This window comes from Nocardioides sp. Root151 (assembly GCF_001427925.1).
In the GTDB taxonomy this organism is placed as follows: domain Bacteria; phylum Actinomycetota; class Actinomycetes; order Propionibacteriales; family Nocardioidaceae; genus Nocardioides.
Genome location: NZ_LMGG01000007.1, coordinates 434,131 through 450,143, shown reverse-complemented (window position 1 = coordinate 450,143; position 16,013 = coordinate 434,131). Strand labels below are relative to the sequence as shown.

Annotated in this window: 18 protein-coding genes; 10 read left to right on the top strand and 8 right to left on the bottom strand. The window is 69.2% G+C overall.

Annotated features, from left to right (window positions below; translation table 11 throughout):
- Nucleotides 1–139 precede the first annotated feature (139 nt).
- The 8 genes from ASD66_RS19695 (at nt 140) to ASD66_RS19660 (ending at nt 8,835) form a co-directional block, all read left to right on the top strand.
- A complete protein-coding gene (locus tag ASD66_RS19695) occupies nt 140–898 on the top strand; it encodes an ArsR family transcriptional regulator (protein ID WP_056891966.1) in 759 nt (252 codons plus the stop codon).
- 13 nt (nt 899–911) lie between these two features.
- The gene (locus ASD66_RS19690) at nt 912–1,319 is read left to right on the top strand and encodes a VOC family protein (RefSeq protein WP_056891965.1); all 408 of its coding nucleotides are present in this window, start codon (nt 912–914) and stop codon (nt 1,317–1,319) included.
- A gap of 39 nt (nt 1,320–1,358) precedes the next feature.
- Complete coding sequence (locus ASD66_RS19685) at nt 1,359–3,218, top strand: helix-turn-helix domain-containing protein (RefSeq protein WP_056891964.1); 1,860 nt, start codon at nt 1,359–1,361, stop codon at nt 3,216–3,218.
- Between the two features lie 112 nt (nt 3,219–3,330).
- Nucleotides 3,331–4,599 (top strand): hydroxymethylglutaryl-CoA reductase, degradative, encoded by a 1,269-nt coding sequence (locus tag ASD66_RS19680; protein WP_056891963.1) that lies wholly within the window; start codon nt 3,331–3,333, stop codon nt 4,597–4,599.
- Nucleotides 4,596–5,567, top strand: a complete 972-nt coding sequence (locus ASD66_RS19675; protein ID WP_056891962.1) for a hydroxymethylglutaryl-CoA lyase — start codon at nt 4,596–4,598, stop codon at nt 5,565–5,567. Before ASD66_RS19680 ends, ASD66_RS19675 begins: the two co-directional genes overlap by 4 nt.
- Complete coding sequence (locus ASD66_RS19670) at nt 5,567–5,983, top strand: hypothetical protein (protein ID WP_056681929.1); 417 nt, start codon at nt 5,567–5,569, stop codon at nt 5,981–5,983. The genes ASD66_RS19675 and ASD66_RS19670 overlap by 1 nt, the downstream gene beginning before the upstream one ends.
- Complete coding sequence (locus ASD66_RS19665; RefSeq protein ID WP_056891961.1) at nt 5,980–7,350, top strand: tripartite tricarboxylate transporter permease; 1,371 nt, start codon at nt 5,980–5,982, stop codon at nt 7,348–7,350. Before ASD66_RS19670 ends, ASD66_RS19665 begins: the two co-directional genes overlap by 4 nt.
- A 243-nt stretch (nt 7,351–7,593) precedes the next feature.
- Entirely contained in the window at nt 7,594–8,835 is a 1,242-nt protein-coding gene (locus ASD66_RS19660; protein WP_082599622.1) for a mechanosensitive ion channel, read from the top strand.
- Between the two features lie 291 nt (nt 8,836–9,126).
- Here ASD66_RS19660 and ASD66_RS19655 read toward each other — a convergent pair whose 3' ends face one another.
- Together ASD66_RS19655 and ASD66_RS19650 are read right to left on the bottom strand one after the other, a co-directional pair.
- On the bottom strand, nt 9,127–10,323 hold the full coding sequence (locus tag ASD66_RS19655) for a DUF6895 family protein (protein WP_156388803.1): 1,197 nt from the start codon (nt 10,321–10,323) through the stop codon (nt 9,127–9,129).
- On the bottom strand, nt 10,320–10,544 hold the full coding sequence (locus ASD66_RS19650) for a hypothetical protein (protein WP_056681940.1): 225 nt from the start codon (nt 10,542–10,544) through the stop codon (nt 10,320–10,322). The genes ASD66_RS19655 and ASD66_RS19650 overlap by 4 nt, the downstream gene beginning before the upstream one ends.
- A 246-nt stretch (nt 10,545–10,790) precedes the next feature.
- On the opposite strand from ASD66_RS19650, the gene ASD66_RS19645 reads away from it, so the two are divergent.
- Both ASD66_RS19645 and ASD66_RS19640 read left to right on the top strand, forming a co-directional pair.
- Entirely contained in the window at nt 10,791–11,492 is a 702-nt protein-coding gene (locus ASD66_RS19645) for a hypothetical protein (RefSeq protein WP_056891959.1), read from the top strand.
- On the top strand, nt 11,489–11,884 hold the full coding sequence (locus ASD66_RS19640; protein ID WP_056891958.1) for a hypothetical protein: 396 nt from the start codon (nt 11,489–11,491) through the stop codon (nt 11,882–11,884). The genes ASD66_RS19645 and ASD66_RS19640 overlap by 4 nt, the downstream gene beginning before the upstream one ends.
- Before the next feature lie 144 nt (nt 11,885–12,028).
- Here ASD66_RS19640 and ASD66_RS19635 read toward each other — a convergent pair whose 3' ends face one another.
- From ASD66_RS19635 to ASD66_RS19615, 6 genes are all read right to left on the bottom strand, one after another.
- The gene (locus ASD66_RS19635; protein WP_056891957.1) at nt 12,029–12,427 is read right to left on the bottom strand and encodes a type II toxin-antitoxin system VapC family toxin; all 399 of its coding nucleotides are present in this window, start codon (nt 12,425–12,427) and stop codon (nt 12,029–12,031) included.
- Complete coding sequence (locus ASD66_RS19630; protein ID WP_056891956.1) at nt 12,424–12,666, bottom strand: type II toxin-antitoxin system Phd/YefM family antitoxin; 243 nt, start codon at nt 12,664–12,666, stop codon at nt 12,424–12,426. Before ASD66_RS19630 ends, ASD66_RS19635 begins: the two co-directional genes overlap by 4 nt.
- Nucleotides 12,667–12,711: 45 nt before the next feature.
- Entirely contained in the window at nt 12,712–13,701 is a 990-nt protein-coding gene (locus ASD66_RS19625) for a hypothetical protein (RefSeq protein ID WP_056891955.1), read from the bottom strand.
- A gap of 296 nt (nt 13,702–13,997) precedes the next feature.
- Nucleotides 13,998–14,552 (bottom strand): dihydrofolate reductase family protein, encoded by a 555-nt coding sequence (locus ASD66_RS19620; RefSeq protein WP_056891954.1) that lies wholly within the window; start codon nt 14,550–14,552, stop codon nt 13,998–14,000.
- Between the two features lie 199 nt (nt 14,553–14,751).
- A complete protein-coding gene (locus ASD66_RS24565; RefSeq protein ID WP_156388802.1) occupies nt 14,752–14,910 on the bottom strand; it encodes a hypothetical protein in 159 nt (52 codons plus the stop codon).
- Nucleotides 14,898–15,947 carry a nuclease-related domain-containing protein gene (locus tag ASD66_RS19615; protein ID WP_056891953.1) on the bottom strand — a complete coding sequence of 350 codons (1,050 nt, stop codon included), beginning with the start codon at nt 15,945–15,947 and terminating at the stop codon, nt 14,898–14,900. The genes ASD66_RS24565 and ASD66_RS19615 overlap by 13 nt, the downstream gene beginning before the upstream one ends.
- Nucleotides 15,948–16,013: the final 66 nt, after the last annotated feature.

Genomic DNA, 16,013 nt, shown 5'->3' with positions numbered 1-16,013 from the left:
GAGAGATGAGAAGGGGCGCGTCCTCCCTTCGTAGTGGACCCGCCAGCCATCCGAACAGCCCTGGCCGTGGCGGTGTGCGGACATGGCGTGTGCACGACATGGACGATTCCAACAATCTGGATTGATGTAATATCGAAAGATGGCTCGAGCCGCGACCCTCACCCCACCGGTCACGGTGCCGGCGTTCCTGCGCCTGAGCGGGCATCCGGTCCGGTGGCAGCTGCTCAACGAGCTGGCCCGCGGCGACCGTCAGGTGCGGGAGCTCACCGCGTCGGTCGGCCAGCGGCAGAGCCTCACGTCGTACCACCTGAAGCTCCTGCGCGACGGCGGTCTCGTCACGATGCGGCGCAGCTCGGCCGACGGGCGCGACACCTACTACAGCCTCGACCTGTCCGCCTGCCGCGAGCTGCTCGGAGCGGCTGGCGGTGCCCTGCATCCCGGGCTGGCCCCGCCCGGGCCCCCGCCAACGAAGGGCAGGCGGAGGACGCCGGCCCGCGTGCTGTTCCTCTGCACCGGCAACAGCTCGCGCTCACAGATGGCCGAGGCGATCCTGCAACACCTCGGCGGCGCCGCGGTCGACGTGGCCAGCGCCGGGAGCCACCCCAAGCCGATCCACCCGTACGCCGTCCGCGTGATGTGCAAACGCGGACTCGACCTGAGCGACAAGCGCAGCAAGCACCTCGACGACTACGCCGGGCAGCGGTTCGACCACGTGATCAGCCTCTGCGACAAGGTGCGCGAGGTGTGCCCCGACTTCCCCGGAACTCCGTCGGTGGCGCACTGGAGCATCGCCGACCCGGCGGCCGAGGGCCACCCGGCGTTCGTGCGCACGGCGGAGGAGCTGGAGACCCGCATCCGGTTCCTGCTGTCGGCGCTCGGCTGCCAACCAACAGAATGAGAAGGGAATCGACATGCCTGGCACGACATCCACGCCGGACGTCGCCGATCTGGTGAGCGTCCGCTACATGGTCGACGACGTCGAGAAGTCGATCGCGTTCTACACCGAGCACCTCGGGTTCACCGTGCGCACGGACTTCGCGCCGGCCTTCGCCGACTTGGTGCGCGGCAACCTGCGGCTGCTGCTGAGCGGTCCCACGAGCTCGGCAGGCCGCCCCATGCCGGACGGCGCGCAGCCGGTGCCCGGCGGGTGGAACCGCATCCACCTGATCGTCGACGACCTCGTCGCCGAGGTGGAGCGGCTGGGCACTGCCGGGCTCACGTTCCGCAACGAGATCGTCTCCGGACCTGGCGGCCAGCAGATCCTGCTCGGGGACCCGTCCGGCAACATGGTCGAGCTGTTCCAGCCGGCCGCTCGCTGACCGTCCTCCCCGCCCCGGCCGGGCCGCTATCGTTCGCCCATGAGCACGCCGGACCTGCGGGCCCTCGCCGAGCTGGTCATCGCCGACCGGCCCGTCTCCGATGACCAGCTGCGTGACGCCGCTGCGGGGCTCGACGACGACACCACACGCACCCTGATCGCCGCCCGCGGCCGGCTCGACCGACTGCGGTCCCGCGACCGCGAGCTGTCGGCGCTGATGTCCAGCATCCGTGAGCTCGTCGGCGTGCGCGACGTACAACCCCTGCTGCAGAAGCTCGTCGACCGCGCACACGAGTTGATGGGCACCGACGTCACCTATCTCTCCGAGTACGACGCCGAGACCGACGAGCTCTTCGTGCGGGCGAACCGCGGCGCCGTCTCGGCCAACATGCGCGGCCTCCGCGTTCCCGCGGGAGTCGGCCTGGCCAGCAAGGTCGTGCAGACCCGCAGCCCCCAGTGGACCGACGAGTACGACGAGGGCGCGTTCCCCCGCGACTCGGAGGTGACCGCCGCGGTCCAGGCCGAGCACATGCGCTCGATCCTCGGCGTGCCCCTGATCTCCTCCGACCGGGTGTTGGGCGTCCTGTTCGCCGCCGACCGCTCCACCCACGGCTTCAGCACCGACCAGGTCGCCCTGCTGACCGCGTTCGCCAACCACGGCGCGGTGATCCTGCAGACGGCGCGGCTGCTCGAGGCCGAACGCACGGCCGCAGCGAAGGCCGCCACGGCCAGCGCCGAGGCCGAGCGTCGCGCGGCAGCCATGGAGGCGTCCGCCGCCTTCCACGAAGAGCTGACCCGGCTCGTGCTCGCGGGCGAAGGCTCGTCGGCGATCGTCGAGTCGCTGGCCCGCGCGCTGGGCCGGGAGGTCTCTGCCGCAGACCGCGACCTGGTGCGCGTCGCCGGCACCGGCCTCGACGCCTGGTGGGTCGACGACCAGCTGCGTCCCGAGATCGTCGCCGCGGTCGAGGAGAGCCGCAACACCGCGCACTGGGTCGGACTCGACTCCCCCGACCTTCCCGACGGCGTGGTCGCCGCGATGGCCGGGTCCACGCTCCTCGGCGCACTCCTCGTGGGTGGCGGCGACGAGCTCGACGACGTGCAACGCCGCACCATCGAGCGCGCGGCCCAGATCCACGCCCTGGTCACGATGCAACGCGACGCGATGGCCGACGCGGAGGAGCGGGTCCGCGGCGAGTTCGTGGGCGACCTCGTGTCCGGGCGGGCCGACTGGACGGCGCTGCAGCAACGCGCCAAGCAGCGCGGCGTGGTGCTCGACGGCGACTGGTTGCCGGTCTACGTCGACGGCTGGGACCGGCAGCGCTGGAGCCTGACCCGCTCGCTGGCCGCGATGGACACGCAGTGGCTGGTGGCCCAGCACGGCACCGGGGTGCTGGCCCTCGTGCGCTCCGACGAGGATGCGCAGGAGCTGGCCGACCGGGTGGCCCGGCGACTGACCGGCACCGAGTCGCCGGGGCTGGTCGTGGCCGGCGACCCCGTGCCGATGCGCGAGATGCCGGCCGAGGTCGACACCGTGACCTCCCTGGCCGAGGCGCTCCCGGGCATCGGCGTCACGAAGGGCGCGGTCACCGCCAGGGCCTACGCGCCGTACCTCGTGCTCTTCGGCGGCGGCGCGCAGCGCGCCAGCGGGTTCATCACCGACCAGTTGCAGCCGCTGATCGCCTGGGACTCCACGCACGCATCGGCCCTGGTCGCCACCCTGGCGACGTACCTCGAGCAGCACGCCAGCGTGACCCGGACGGCCGAGGCCCTCTTCGTGCACCCGAACACGGTCAAGCAGCGTCTCGAGCGCATCGGCACCCTGCTCGGCGACGACTGGCGCACCCCGGAGCGCCAGTTCCGGCTCGGCATCGCACTGCGCCTCCATCAGCTCAAACGCTGAACGGCCACACGAACCGCCCCAAGTGTGTCCAGTTCGGACATGTGCCTCACGATCAGGCCGGGCTTTCCTAGGAAGGTCGAAGAACTTGACCCCAACTTTCGAGGAGCAGCACGTGGCCACCAGCAGAATTTCCGGATTTCGCGACCTGACCGTCGACCAGCGCCGTGACGCGGTCGCCGAGGTCGCCGGCATCGACGTGACTGAGCTGGACGCGTTCGACGCCGCCGGGTTCTCGGTGGACGCTGCCTCCCACATGAGCGAGAACGTGATCGGCACCTTCTCGCTGCCGATCGGTGTCGCCGCGAACCTCACCGTCAACGGCCGCGACGTGCTCGTCCCGATGGTCACCGAAGAGGCCTCGGTGGTCGCCGCGGCCAGCAACGGCGCCCGGATGGCCCGCCCCCTCGGCGGCTTCCACACCAGCAGCACCGGTCCGATCATGCAGGCCCAGATCCAGGTCGTCGACGTGGTCGACCCCTCGGCCGCGCGCCTGCGCATCCTCGAGGCACGCCACGAGCTGATGGAGCTGGCCGCCGAGCAGGACCCGAAGCTGGCCGAGGTCGGCGGCGGCGTGAAGGACCTGATCGTGCGCACCGTCGAGTCGGTCGACGAGACGTACGTCGTCGCGCACCTCGTCGTCGACGTACGCGACGCGATGGGCGCCAACGCGGTGAACACGATGGCCGAGGCCGTCGCCGACCGCATCGCCGAGATCGCCCGCGGCCGGGTCGTGCTGCGCATCCTCACCAACAAGGCCGACCTGCGCCTGGCCCGGGCCCGCGCCGTGCTCGACGCCGAGTCGCTCGGTGGCGCGAAGGTCGTCGACGACATCGTGCATGCCTACCGGCTGGCCGCGGCCGACCCCTACCGCGCCGCCACCCACAACAAGGGCATCATGAACGGCATCTCCGCCGTCGTCCTCGCCACCGGCAACGACACCCGCGCCGTCGAGGCGGGCGCCCACTCCCACGCCGTCGGTCCCGACGGCCGCTACACCTCGCTGTCGACGTTCGAGAAGGATGCCGACGGCAACATCGTGGCCACTCTCGAGCTGCCGATGCCCGTCGGCCTGGTCGGCGGGGCCACCAAGACCCACGCCGGCGCCCGTGCCGCCGTCGCGATCACCGGTGTGCAGACCGCCGCCGAGCTGGCCGAGCTGGTCACCGCCGTCGGCCTGGCCCAGAACATCGCCGCCCTCCGGGTGCTGGCCAGCGAGGGCGTCCAGCGCGGCCACATGTCGCTCCACGCGAAGAACATCGCGATCGCCGTCGGCGCCACCTCGGACGAGATCGGCCCGCTCGTGGCCACGCTGATCGCCGAGAAGGCGTTCCGCCACGACCGTGCCGAGGCCGTGCTCGCCGAGATCCGGGGCGCCGGATGACCTCCACCGTCCATCTCGGACTGCCGATGGCGGTCCCGGATCCCGAGCTGCCGTCAGCGGTGCGCATCTACGAGGTGGGCCCGCGCGACGGACTGCAGGCCGAGAGGGTGCCGGTGCCCGTCGAGGTGAAGGCTGAGTTCGTACGCCGACTCGTCGGCGCCGGCCTGTCGACGGTCGAGCTGACCAGCTTCGTGTCACCCAAGCGCATCCCGCAGCTGGCCGACGCCCGCGAGCTCGCCGCCCTGACCGACTTCGACGCCGGCATCCGCCACCCCGTGCTGGTGCCGAACGCGCGTGGGCTCGAGGACGCGCTGGCCGCCGGGGCCCGTGAGGTCGCGGTCTTCGCCAGCGTCACCGAGTCGTTCTCGAAGGCCAACCTCGGCGCTCCTCGCTCCGACGTGGCTGCCGCCCAGGCCCTCGTCACGAAGGACGCGCTGGCCGCCGGGGTCGACGTACGCGGCTACCTGTCGATGGTCTTCGGTGACCCCTGGGAGGGTCCGGTGCCCGTCGACGCGGTGGTCGAGGCCTCGGTCGCGATGATGGAGACCGGCGTCCACTCACTCTCGCTCGGCGACACCATCGGCGTCGCGACCCCCGGCCACGTGCGCGCCGTCGTACGCGCCCTGGTCGACGCCGGCATCGCCGTCGACCGGATCGCCCTGCACGCACACGACACCTACGGCCAGGCACTGGCCAACGTGTACGCCGCACTCACCGCGGGCGTCACCGAGTTCGACGCCTCGACCGGCGGAGTCGGCGGGTGCCCGTTCGCGCTCAGCGCCACCGGCAACCTGGCCACCGAGGACCTCGTGTGGATGCTGCGCGGACTCGGCATCGACACGGGCGTCGACCTCACCGCACTGGTCGAGACCAGCACCTGGCTGGCCGGCCACCTCGGCCGCCCCTCTCCGTCGCGAGTCGTCACCGCGCTCGCGCCCAGCATCACTGACCGATCGGAGCTCACCTGATGTCCCGTCTCATCGAGGTGTGGGGCGACACCGTCGACTCCCGCCACATGACCGGCGCTATCGCCCTCGGGATCGGCATCGCCACCCCCACGTTCCTGCTGGGTCGGCGGATCTTCGAGAGCACCGTCGACGACCAGACCCTGGCGCAGTCCTACGCCCTGCTGGTCGGCCTCGGCGCCTGCCTGGTCGCGGCCGTCATCTCGGCGCGCCTGTTCAAGCCGAAGCGAGTCGTCACCGAGGTCGAGGCGACGCTCGAGGGTCGCCGCGCGGCGCTCGACGCGATCGCCGCCGAGGGTGGCGAGTGGACCGACCCTGCCGAGCTCGCTCGTGAGGTGCAGGAGGAGCTCCGCTCCCTCGGCCTGTACGACGTCCTCGTCGAGGCGCACCGTGACCGCCAGGAAGAGGTGACGGCATGATCGAGGCATTCCTCTGGGCCCTGGGCATGGGCCTGATCGGCGCCATCGCGTTCGCCGCCATCGGCCTGGTCTCCGGCACCGACGAGACCGCCGTCGTGGCACCCCTGACCCTGCTGGTCGTGCTCCTCGGAGTGCCGGCCTCAGGCGTGTTCAGCTTCTTCCTCGCCGGAGTCGTGGCCAAGCACATCACCCACGCCATCCCGACCACCCTGCTGGGAATCCCCGGCGACACGATGGCGGTGCCGATGCTCGCCGACGCGCAACAGCTGCGCGACCTGGGCGTGCCGCACATCGCGCTGCGCAAGGCGATCTCGGGCGGCGTGGTCTCGGCGTTCATCGCGGTGCCGTTCGCGGTGCTCTTCGCGACGCTGCTCTCCCCCATCGCCGACGAGATCGGCGACGCCGCACCGTGGATCTTCGCCGGTGCCGCACTGCTGATCGCGTTCACGTCGAAGGGCCGCTGGGCCGCGATGGCCGCACTGTTCCCGTTCGTGCTGCTCGTCGTCGGGCTGAACCTGTTCGTCACCCAGCAGCTCGGCCACGGGCTGAGCATCAGCTTCTTCCTCGGCATCGCCACCGGCCCGCTGATCGCGGACCTGTTCCTCGCGATGTCCCCGTCGGGCCGCAAGACCCTGGAGCGTTCGAAGCCGTCGGAGTTCGACCTCGCTCCCGACGTACGCACCTGGAAGGGCCGGATGCCCAACCCGCTGAAGGTCCTGGACCGCAAGCAGCTGGCCTACACCTCGGGTGCCGCGGTCGTCTCGAGTGCGACGTTCGTCTTCTCGCCGGTCGCGATGACCGTGATGATGGGCGAGTTCGCCGGGTCGCGGATCAAGAACGGCTACCACCGGCTCACCACGATGATGTCGGTGCGCAACGGCACCACCGAGTCGACGTACATCGCCGAGACGCTGATCCCGCTGATCGCCCTCGGCCTGCCGCTGTCGCCGATGGCGGCCGGGCCCGCGGCGCCGCTGTTCAACGCGCCGCCGGTCTACTCGGTCAACGCCGAGACCGGTGACACGCACAACCTGCACGACCTGCTCTCCACGTGGGAGTTCCTGGTCTTCGGGCTGCTCGCCGTGGCGATCGCCGCGCTGGTCGCCTACCCGTTCGCGATGACCAACGCCCACCGTGCGGCGTCCTGGGTGATGCGCAACGTCTCGCACGAGGCGATCATCGGCGCCTTCGCCGGGCTGATCCTGGTCATCTGCCTCTACGAGGGCGGGCTGCTGGCCGTGCTGGTCACCGTGACCGTCGGTCTCATCGGCGGGTTGATGAACCGTCTGCTCGGGGTCCACTCCGGTGTGCAGTTCATGGGCTACTACGCCGCCGTGCTCACCGTTCCGGCGCTGATCGCGCTGTAGCTCCACGCAGCATTCACACCGGTCCGCAGTCACCTCGTGGCTGCGGACCGGTGCTGTTTGTCGGGCTCTTTGTTGTGCTCTGCAAGGTGTCGTGCCGATCGTGAGACGGGGCTGGCGATTCGCTCGCGCTTCGACCACTTCGCGATAACGTCACAAAAAGGCGACGATCGTTGCGCCCGTCATCTCGGGCGGGCGCCGACCTCGATCGTCGTACGGATTCTCCGCTTGGGAGGAGATGTCGAAATGGATTCACTCAAGGAAAGTTTCGAGGACGTCGACTGGGCAGGGCTGGCCGGAAAGGTCGCCGCAGCCATCGTCATCCTGGTGGTCACCTGGTTGATTGCGAAGCTGGTGCAGGCCGCGTTCGTGAAGGCCACCCAGAAGGTCACCGTGCTGCAGAAGGCCGGGTCCGACGGCGAGAGCATCGGCGCCTCGTTGGGCACGATCGGCTCGTTGCTGGTCTGGATGTTCGGCCTGATGGCCCTGTTGCAGCTGTTCGGACTGACCCAGACCCTGGCGCCGATCCAGAACCTGCTCAACGGCGTCACCGGCTTCATCCCGAACCTGATCGGTGCGGCACTGATCTTCGTCGTCGGCTCTCTGTTGGCGAAGGTGGTGCGACAGCTCGTCGAGACCGCGCTGGGCGCGTTGCCCTTCGACAAGTGGCTCAACCGGGCGGGTGCCGACGAAGTCACCGGCAACACCTCGATCAGCAAGACGCTGGCCCTCGTGCTCTACGCACTGATCATGATCGTCGTCGCCATTGCTGCCTTGCAGGTCCTCGGCATCTCCTCGATCTCGGAGCCCGCTGAGCAGATGCTCAACACCATCTTCACCGCGATCCCGAACATCATCGCCGCGGCGCTGCTGCTCGGCATCGGCGTCGTGATCGCACGCTTCGCCGGCGACCTGCTCGAGGAACTGCTCAACGGCTTCGGCGTCGACCGTTCGCTGCACGCGATGGAGGTCCTCCCCGCCGACAAGAGCGCGACCCCGGCGATCGCCAAGATCGCCCAGGTCGGCATCGTGCTGTTCTTCGCCGTGATGGCCGCGCAGCTGCTGGAGTTCCCGCAGGTGACCGAGTTCCTCAGCGCGATCCTCGAGCTGGGTGGGCGCGTGATCTTCGGTGCCGCCGTGATCGCGGTCGGCGTACTCATCGCGAACCAGCTCGCCAGGCTGGCCACCGGCAGTGGTGGCACCATCATCAAGGGCGCCACGATCGTGCTGTTCGCGGCCATGGGCCTGAAGTTCATGGGCATCGCCGACTCGATCATCGAGCTGGGCTTCGGTGCCGTGGTCATCGGCGGCGCCCTGGCCGCAGCCCTGGCCTTCGGGCTCGGTGGCCGTGAAGCAGCCGCCCAGCAGCTGGCCAGGCTCCAGCAGTCGGCGGCGAACCCGTCGACCGGCGGCCCGGCTGGTGGCCCGGCCGGCGGCCCGACTGGTGGGACGCATTCCGGCGACCCGCTGGGAGGTCCGACCGTCTGACCTCACGCACGACACGACAGGGCCGCCGGCATCACGCCGGCGGCCCTGTCTTTCAGTGAAATCTCAGAGCAGCAGCGCGCTCGGCACGATCGTCACGTCGTACGGCGTCCGCGCGACCCAAGGTCGGTCACTCGCAAACGTCGGCAACCTCGACGAACCTGTCGTCGGATCAACCGTGACACGTCCGCGTCCTCCACCCAACAGACGTCGAACGGTGCCGCGAGCAAAGTAGTCACGGCCTCCATGGTGCCTCATCCACGCGGTGTCAGGCGCTCTTGCACGATGGCTGGCTCAGCTGCCGACACCTGTTGCTTGAGAGGCGTGCACGACGCGGGCGAGCAGGTCGCTGGCTTGTTGCACCGACGGCAGCTCGCTCCAGCCGTGCGCAGCGGCCCACGCCAGCACTCGGCGTACGCCGACCAGGTCGCGACGCGCAACGCACAGCCGGAGCTCGGCGCCGAGGACCAGCGGTGTGCAGGCAGCTCTCTCGCGGACCGGCAGCGCACGCAGGCGATCGGCCCACGATCCGTCAGCGTGGTGCAGCACCGGCATCGGGTCGGCGTACGACGACAGGTCTGCGGGCATGCACGATGCGCCGGCCAGCAGGCCCGTCGCGAGGACACCCCACACGATTCCGGTGTGATAGCTGGACTGGATCAGGTGGTCGTCGCCGACTCGACTATGGACGGCCGGATCGTGTTCCGGCCCGGGCAGGAAGCCGTGCTCCGCGTGCCGCGCGGCCAGCGTGTCGAGCACGAACGCGGCCGACGGCGAGAACGGCGTCCCGGTCATGGGCCAGGTCCAGAGCAGCTCTGCGGCGACGTCGTGGTTCTCGGCGGCCAGGGCCTGACCGAGCAGGGCGTCGGCTTCGTCGATCAGTGCTCCCAGTGGCCGTCCGTACGACGCGCGGCGCGTGCCCAGGTCGGTGGCGTGCGCGATGGCGTGGGTGAAGGAGTAGGCAGCGGTCAGATCGCCGTGCAGGAGGTCGGCGCCACGGGAGAGGACGGACCCGCAGATCGTTGTGGGTGCAGGCGATTCGTCGTACGCCATCGCGCGCAGCCAGCGGCGCTCGAGGCGGTCGAAGGCGGAGGGCTCGTCACCGGAATCGACGCCGTCGACCAGTGCGCACAGGTCTAGGGCGACCGCACGCAGTCGTTCGTCTCGCGTGCCCAGCAAGGCGAAGGGGAAGACCTGGTCGACGAACGTGCCGGGATCGACCGCCACCATGAGGCGTGCCTTGTCGGCATCCAGGGCGTCTGCGATCCGCTGCCTGAGCTGTTCGTCGGCCGCCACCAGTGGTGAGTCGGTGGGGTCGATGACCAGGCCCGTGCACCGGCTGAGCAGCGCAGCCTCGGCGTAGACCTTGACCGGCCGCAGAGGCCGCAGCCCTTCCACTCCCGGCAGGTCCCACCCGGCCGCGCCGACGCTGGCCGTGCACAGCTCGAGGCTGTGCAACAGCCAGCGCCGCGCTTCAGCTGCTGGGTTCACCCGCGTCCCTGGAACTGGCCGAGGTCCAGCTCCGGGCCGGGCCAGCCGCAGTTGATGAGGAAGTTCTTGTTGATGATGAGAGTCAGGTCCTCCCGGGAGAGAACTGCCTCCTCGGCGAACTCCTGGAAGACCGTCGTCATCTGCTTCAGGTCGATCGCTCCGCTGTTGATGAGCGTCTCGGCGACCTTCTGGTGGAAGTCGGACCGCTTGAACTCGGACATGGTGGTGCTCCCTTGAGCTCGGGCCACCCCGCTGGAGGCCTCGTTGCCGGTGAGGAGCCGCAGCTGGGGAGCCGGATACCGCCGGGACGCGACCTCCCCAATTTTCGGCCGCGACGTCCGACGGAGGCCGCGGTCTCCGTCGGCGTAGCAAGCCGAAGGTCGCGGTGGTCTAGACGGATCGGCGTCGTTGTCGGTGGTGCCGTGGACAGTCCGAGTTGTCCAGAGCAACTCAAACCGGGGGTCGACATGAACGACAACATCGCGCCGTACGGCGCACAGCAGCAGCCGTCGTACGACGGAACGCAGGGCACGCACACCATGGGCCAGCAGTGGATGCAGCCGCAGCCGGCGAAGAAGCCGGCTTGGTACAAACGGACCTGGGTGATCGCCCTGGCGGTCGGGTTCGTCTGCCTCGGCCTCGGTGCGGCCAGTGCCGGCACGACCGACGTCACCACCACCTCGGAGTACAAGTCGGTCGTCGACCAGCGCGACGCCGCGCGGTCGGACCTGTCCGACACCGAGACCGAGCTCGCCACGTCGAAGACAGACCTCAGGACGGCTCAGGCCGACCTCGAGACGATCGCCGGCGAGATCCCGGCTCGCGAGGCGGCAGTCACCGAGGCCGAGGCCTCCGTGAAGGCTCGGGAGGCCGCCGTCACGAAGAAGGAGAAGTCCGTCGGCAAGCGCGAGAAGGCGGTCGGCCTGGTCGAGCAGACCATCGCGAACAACACGCTGTCCGGCGACGGAATCTGGGAGGTCGGCGCAGACATCAAGGCCGGCACCTACAAGACGATCGGCGGCTCGCAGTGCTACTACGCGGTGCTCAACAGCACCGACACCAGCGACATCGCAGACAACAACAACGTCTCAGGTCCGGCAATCCTGAGCGTGTCTGACGGCCAGTACCTGGAACTGTCGGGCTGCGGCGACTGGGTGTGGCAGCGATGAGCATCGTGCGCAGGGTCGGCGGACTCGTCCTGGCGATCGCGGCCGCGGTCGTATGGTTCGTGGCCGCGCCTGACGACGTCAGCGCGGCCGACCACAAGGACGACATCGCGTCCGCGCTCAGCGATGACGACGCCAACAACCTGTTGACGGAAGGAGCTCCGCAGCAGACCGTGGTGAACGGGTGGACCGCCAAGAACCTACTGACGATCCAGGCCCAGCAGAACAACGATCTGCTCGAGGCAGCCAGCGACCAGCGTCCGGGCCTGCTCATGATGCTCGCCGTTCTCGGGATCGCACTGATCGCCCTGACCACCGAGAGCAGGCAACCGCGGGCACCGCGATTCAGTCAGGCGCTGCCGCTCCCACCGGGTCCGGGTCATCCGGCGGCCTGACCACAAGCTCGGGGTCCGCCGACCGGGGGGACCGGCGGATCCCGCTCTCAAGCGACTTCACCAACTGGGGTTACGACTCAGTTGGTGAAGTCGCGCGGCTGTTGGGTCAGCGACTGCCCGCCTGAGCCCGGGCCAGGGCAGAGGTCAGGAGGAGCGGCCAGGCATATGGACCGGCAGTCCGAGCCTCTCGGCGGACTCCTGCATCCGGAGGTCATAGGTGCACACTCCGTCGACACCGATGCGGACCGCAGCGGCGAGGTGCAAGGCATCCAGTGATCGGAGACTGTCGCCGGGGAGGAGGCCGGCCTCCCGGTAGAGCGACGCCGGCATCTCGTAGAGGTCGAACTCATCGAGGAGGTCAGTGACCATCGACTGCGTCAGCGCAGGAATGCGACCGGCAGCGCGACGGAGTTCCGTCTCGACCAACCAGGTGCCGGCCAGCGCGATCTCACCCGGTTCGACAGCGGCGACGAGGGCTGCCGACTCTCGCTCCTCGACCAGCAACTTGAGCGCCGCGGACGTGTCGACGTACCAGGTGGTCAACGATCGCCCCGGAGGTCGTCAAGAACGCCGGCGGTGGAGAGCGAGGAGCGCACCCGAGGCAAGGCAGCCAACGCGTTGCGTCGTCTCGCCGGACGCGACGCGAGATCGGTCGCACGGACCGGACCGATCACCGCGACCGGAACCCCCCGCCTCGTGACGAGGAAGGACTCACCCCGCTCCACACTCCGCAGCACCTCGGCACTGTCGTTGCGCAGCTCTCGCTGGCTGATGCTCTTCACGTCCTCGAATGTAGCACTTTGTAGCACTTCGATCTTCCACGTTGCTCAGGCTGTCTTACGGACCATCGAGGCCAGGTCGGCGCAGAGGTTCGAGACCGGCCCGTCGAGCCGTTCGGAGAGAAACGCCAACCCCCGTGCGTGCTCCGGTCCCAACTGGCCAGCAACTTCCACGCACGACTCGAAGCACAACAGGGCCGCGCCGATCAAGTGCGGGTCAATCACGTCATCATTGGGGTGGCGGAGCTGGGACAGGATGTCGTCGGCGGTCAGGTCGGCCCAGACATGCTCGGGGACATCGGTCAACAGAGGTGCGTCCTGTCCGGCGGCGAGCACTCCCACCATCTCTGGATCCTCACTGTGCTTGATCGCATCGAGCCAGTGCCGCGGGCTCGCGGAAACCGCCCGGGCCAGGGACTCGGTGACAGGGCAGGGCGCGGTGTCGAAGAGGCGTAGCTCGTCACTCTCCACGATCCGACCAATGACGAACCCGTCGGCCGAGACACACGCCGACGTGCCGAGGTTGATGGTGGTCACCTCGACGTCTGCGGCCAGCTCCCTCCACACCAGTTCATGATCGGTCTCCCCCACCAATCGGTAGCCGCGCATAGGCGTGCCGACCCAGGAGTGGACGTCCCCCGCCAGGTTGGCGACGGCCGGACCGCTCGCCAGGAACTCGGCCAGCCCACCGAGATCGTGCACGGCCAATTGCATGGCGATCCAGTCACGGTCGCCGATGCGCGTGATTCGGCCGATAGACAGGTCGGCCGGGGACCCTCTCCGCGACTCGACGGTCATCTCCACGGCCCGGGCGGTGCGCTCGATTGAGGTACGGGTCATCTGGTTCGCTGACTGCCGCACGATCCAGCGCCCGAAGGCCCAGGGCGGCAACCACCGCCTGAACACCGCGATCTGCCCCAGTCGGTCGATGCGCCACGGGCTCCACATCGGTTCGCTCGAAGGATCTGTCGGGTGGTCCGCGATCACGTGGATGGCCGCACCTGCGTCACCAGCGGCTTCGCGCTCATTGGCGGCCATGACCGCTCTCATGTCGGACGTGAGCTCGCTCGGCGGGGAGACCCTGACACGCGATCTGGCCTGTCCGCGCGGGGACCGGACGTTCTGGCTGGGACGGTTACGGCGACCCTGTCGCCCTCGGGACTTCGGCATGGCATGAGTGAACGCCGGAAGGGAAACCAGCGCCAGACCGAATTTTCAACCTGTGGAGAACACGTCGGCGAGGAAGGACCAAGCCGGAGCGAGAGACGCCGGTCATGCCAATTTCCGCGGGCAATTGACCACATCGGTGTGGACCGATGCGGTCAACTGCACGATCAGTCCTGCGGCTTGAGGCGGTAGTTCAGGAACACGTTGCCCAGGCTCGACGTACCGGAGTCGACCAGCTCGAGACGGGTGAGCGGCGTGGAGTCGTCGAAGAGCCGGCGGCCTTCGCCGGTGACCGCGGGGTGCATGGTCAGGGTGAGGACGTCGATCGCGCCGCCGAGGAACATCGAGCGCACGGTCTCGACTCCGCCGACGACGGAGATGTCGCCGCCCTCGCCGTCTTTGAGCTTCTTGACGTAGTCGACGGGGTCGCCGGAGATGCGCGTCGAGTTCCAGTCGAGATCATCGCCCAGCGTCGAGCTGATCACGTGCTTGGGGATCGGGTTGATGAAGTTGCCGAACTCGTCACCGGCTCCCGGACCCTGCCAGTAGTCGCGCCACTCCTCCCAGAGCTTGCGGCCGATCACGATCTCCTTGACCGGAGCCAGGGCCGCGCCCATGCGCTCGCCCTCCTCCTGGCCGAAGGCGTCGAACTGGAACAGGTTGGGCGACTCGACCACGCCGTTGACCGAGTAGAAGAGGTGAGCACTGACGTTGCGAGACATCGCTGGGGCCTTCCGTAGTCGGTGGATGCCGGAGAAGACCAGCCTGTACGGCGAAAGTCATCGGCCGCCACTGTTTATCCCACGGGTACAGAGCAACCTGGGACAGGGACCCCTGGGTGCTGCGGGTTGGCCAGCACCTCGGCCGGGTCACCCTCCTCGAGGATCACGCCGCCGTCCAGGTTGCAGGCCGCGGCTCGCGTCACCCCGTGAACGAGCGCACTTCTCTCAATTGTCGGACCCAGCGGACCGTGCCGCTGTTCGCGTCCAGAGTCACCGTGACCGCCTTCGTCTTCGCGCTCAGGGGTACGACGACGATCGCGCGACGGGTCATCGACGCGCCGGGCTTCAGGCGTGGCATTCCTGGAACACCTCTCCCCCGGGGTTCGTCGAGAAGCGCGGAGCTGCGTCGTAGGTGCGGCCGTCGGTGGTCTCGACCGAGATGTCCGGCCCGCGCCCGGCGACCCAGCGCGTCGACCCGGTGTTCTCGATGCGCAGCCGTACGGCGACCAGGCGCTCGCCCTTCGCCGGCTTCTTCCCGCCGGCCTTGGCCACGTCGTCGACCGACTTCACCGTCAACGAGAGATCGGGCCTGCTCCCGGCACCTTCGAGGTCGACCGACTCCCCGACCTTCACCTCAGCGGACTCCATTCCGCTGGTGAACACGTCCATGAGGGTCGGAGCGATCCGGGGTGCGACGAAGGCCATGGCGCCGATGAACCCGAGCGTGATCGCGCCGCCGACCAGCGCCGTACGCAGGCGACGGGTCGAGCTCCTGCGGAGGACGACGCGTCGGGTCGGCGTACCCTCCAGCGCGTCGGCCACGCTCTTCGGCAACGTGCCCCTGGGCTCGGTCGTCGCGGGCAGGGCGATGATCGCGCGCCGCACGAACCTCTCCACCGCCTCGTCGTGCAGCGTCGGCGGCCGCGTGGTCAGCAGCTCCGCGACGTTGCCGGTGGAGCAGACCAGGACGTCGTCGACCCAGCCCTCCAGCGCGGCGTCGCCGGTGAAGCACAGCACGTCGGTGACGGGTACACCGCCGAGCGCCTCCGAGACCGCCCGGGCCGCCTCCGCAGCGGCCTCGACCGTGCTCTCGCGGGAGCGGCCCTTCTGCCGCAGCCCCCGGTCGCGTACGACGACGTCGCCGGACCAGTTCTTGCTGTCGATGACATACACACCACCCGGTCCGATCGCGACGTGATCAATGTTGGCCCGCGGCCGGCCCGGCCAGGCGACGTCGTGCCGCACCACCCAGCCTTGGGCCTCCAGAGGCTCGAGCACCTCGGCCGTGGCGAGCTCGCCGTCCGCGCCGCGCTCGTAGCGCTCGGCGGTCTGCTTGTGGCGCGCTGCCTTCTCGTGCTGCTGGCGTGCTTGGTCGCGCGCGGACTCCCCGGCCATTCGCACCCCCGGTGCTTGTTTCCAGGAAGCTAGAACGAGTTCTCCCCTGACGGGAGTGGAATGCAG

Excerpts from the sequence above, each read along its gene's own strand:
- ASD66_RS19675 (WP_056891962.1), top strand. The coding sequence starts at position 4,596 with ATGACCTCCACCGTCCATCTCGGACTGCCGATGGCGGTCCCGGATCCC.
- ASD66_RS19640 (WP_056891958.1), top strand. The coding sequence starts at position 11,489 with ATGAGCATCGTGCGCAGGGTCGGCGGACTCGTCCTGGCGATCGCGGCC.
- ASD66_RS19620 (WP_056891954.1), bottom strand. The coding sequence starts at position 14,552 with ATGTCTCGCAACGTCAGTGCTCACCTCTTCTACTCGGTCAACGGCGTG.
- ASD66_RS19665 (WP_056891961.1), top strand. The coding sequence starts at position 5,980 with ATGATCGAGGCATTCCTCTGGGCCCTGGGCATGGGCCTGATCGGCGCC.
- ASD66_RS19645 (WP_056891959.1), top strand. The coding sequence starts at position 10,791 with ATGAACGACAACATCGCGCCGTACGGCGCACAGCAGCAGCCGTCGTAC.
- ASD66_RS24565 (WP_156388802.1), bottom strand. The coding sequence starts at position 14,910 with ATGCCACGCCTGAAGCCCGGCGCGTCGATGACCCGTCGCGCGATCGTC.
- ASD66_RS19670 (WP_056681929.1), top strand. The coding sequence starts at position 5,567 with ATGTCCCGTCTCATCGAGGTGTGGGGCGACACCGTCGACTCCCGCCAC.
- ASD66_RS19660 (WP_082599622.1), top strand. The coding sequence starts at position 7,594 with ATGGATTCACTCAAGGAAAGTTTCGAGGACGTCGACTGGGCAGGGCTG.
- ASD66_RS19685 (WP_056891964.1), top strand. The coding sequence starts at position 1,359 with ATGAGCACGCCGGACCTGCGGGCCCTCGCCGAGCTGGTCATCGCCGAC.
- ASD66_RS19695 (WP_056891966.1), top strand. The coding sequence starts at position 140 with ATGGCTCGAGCCGCGACCCTCACCCCACCGGTCACGGTGCCGGCGTTC.
- ASD66_RS19690 (WP_056891965.1), top strand. The coding sequence starts at position 912 with ATGCCTGGCACGACATCCACGCCGGACGTCGCCGATCTGGTGAGCGTC.
- ASD66_RS19625 (WP_056891955.1), bottom strand. The coding sequence starts at position 13,701 with ATGGCCGCCAATGAGCGCGAAGCCGCTGGTGACGCAGGTGCGGCCATC.
- ASD66_RS19615 (WP_056891953.1), bottom strand. The coding sequence starts at position 15,947 with ATGGCCGGGGAGTCCGCGCGCGACCAAGCACGCCAGCAGCACGAGAAG.
- ASD66_RS19650 (WP_056681940.1), bottom strand. The coding sequence starts at position 10,544 with ATGTCCGAGTTCAAGCGGTCCGACTTCCACCAGAAGGTCGCCGAGACG.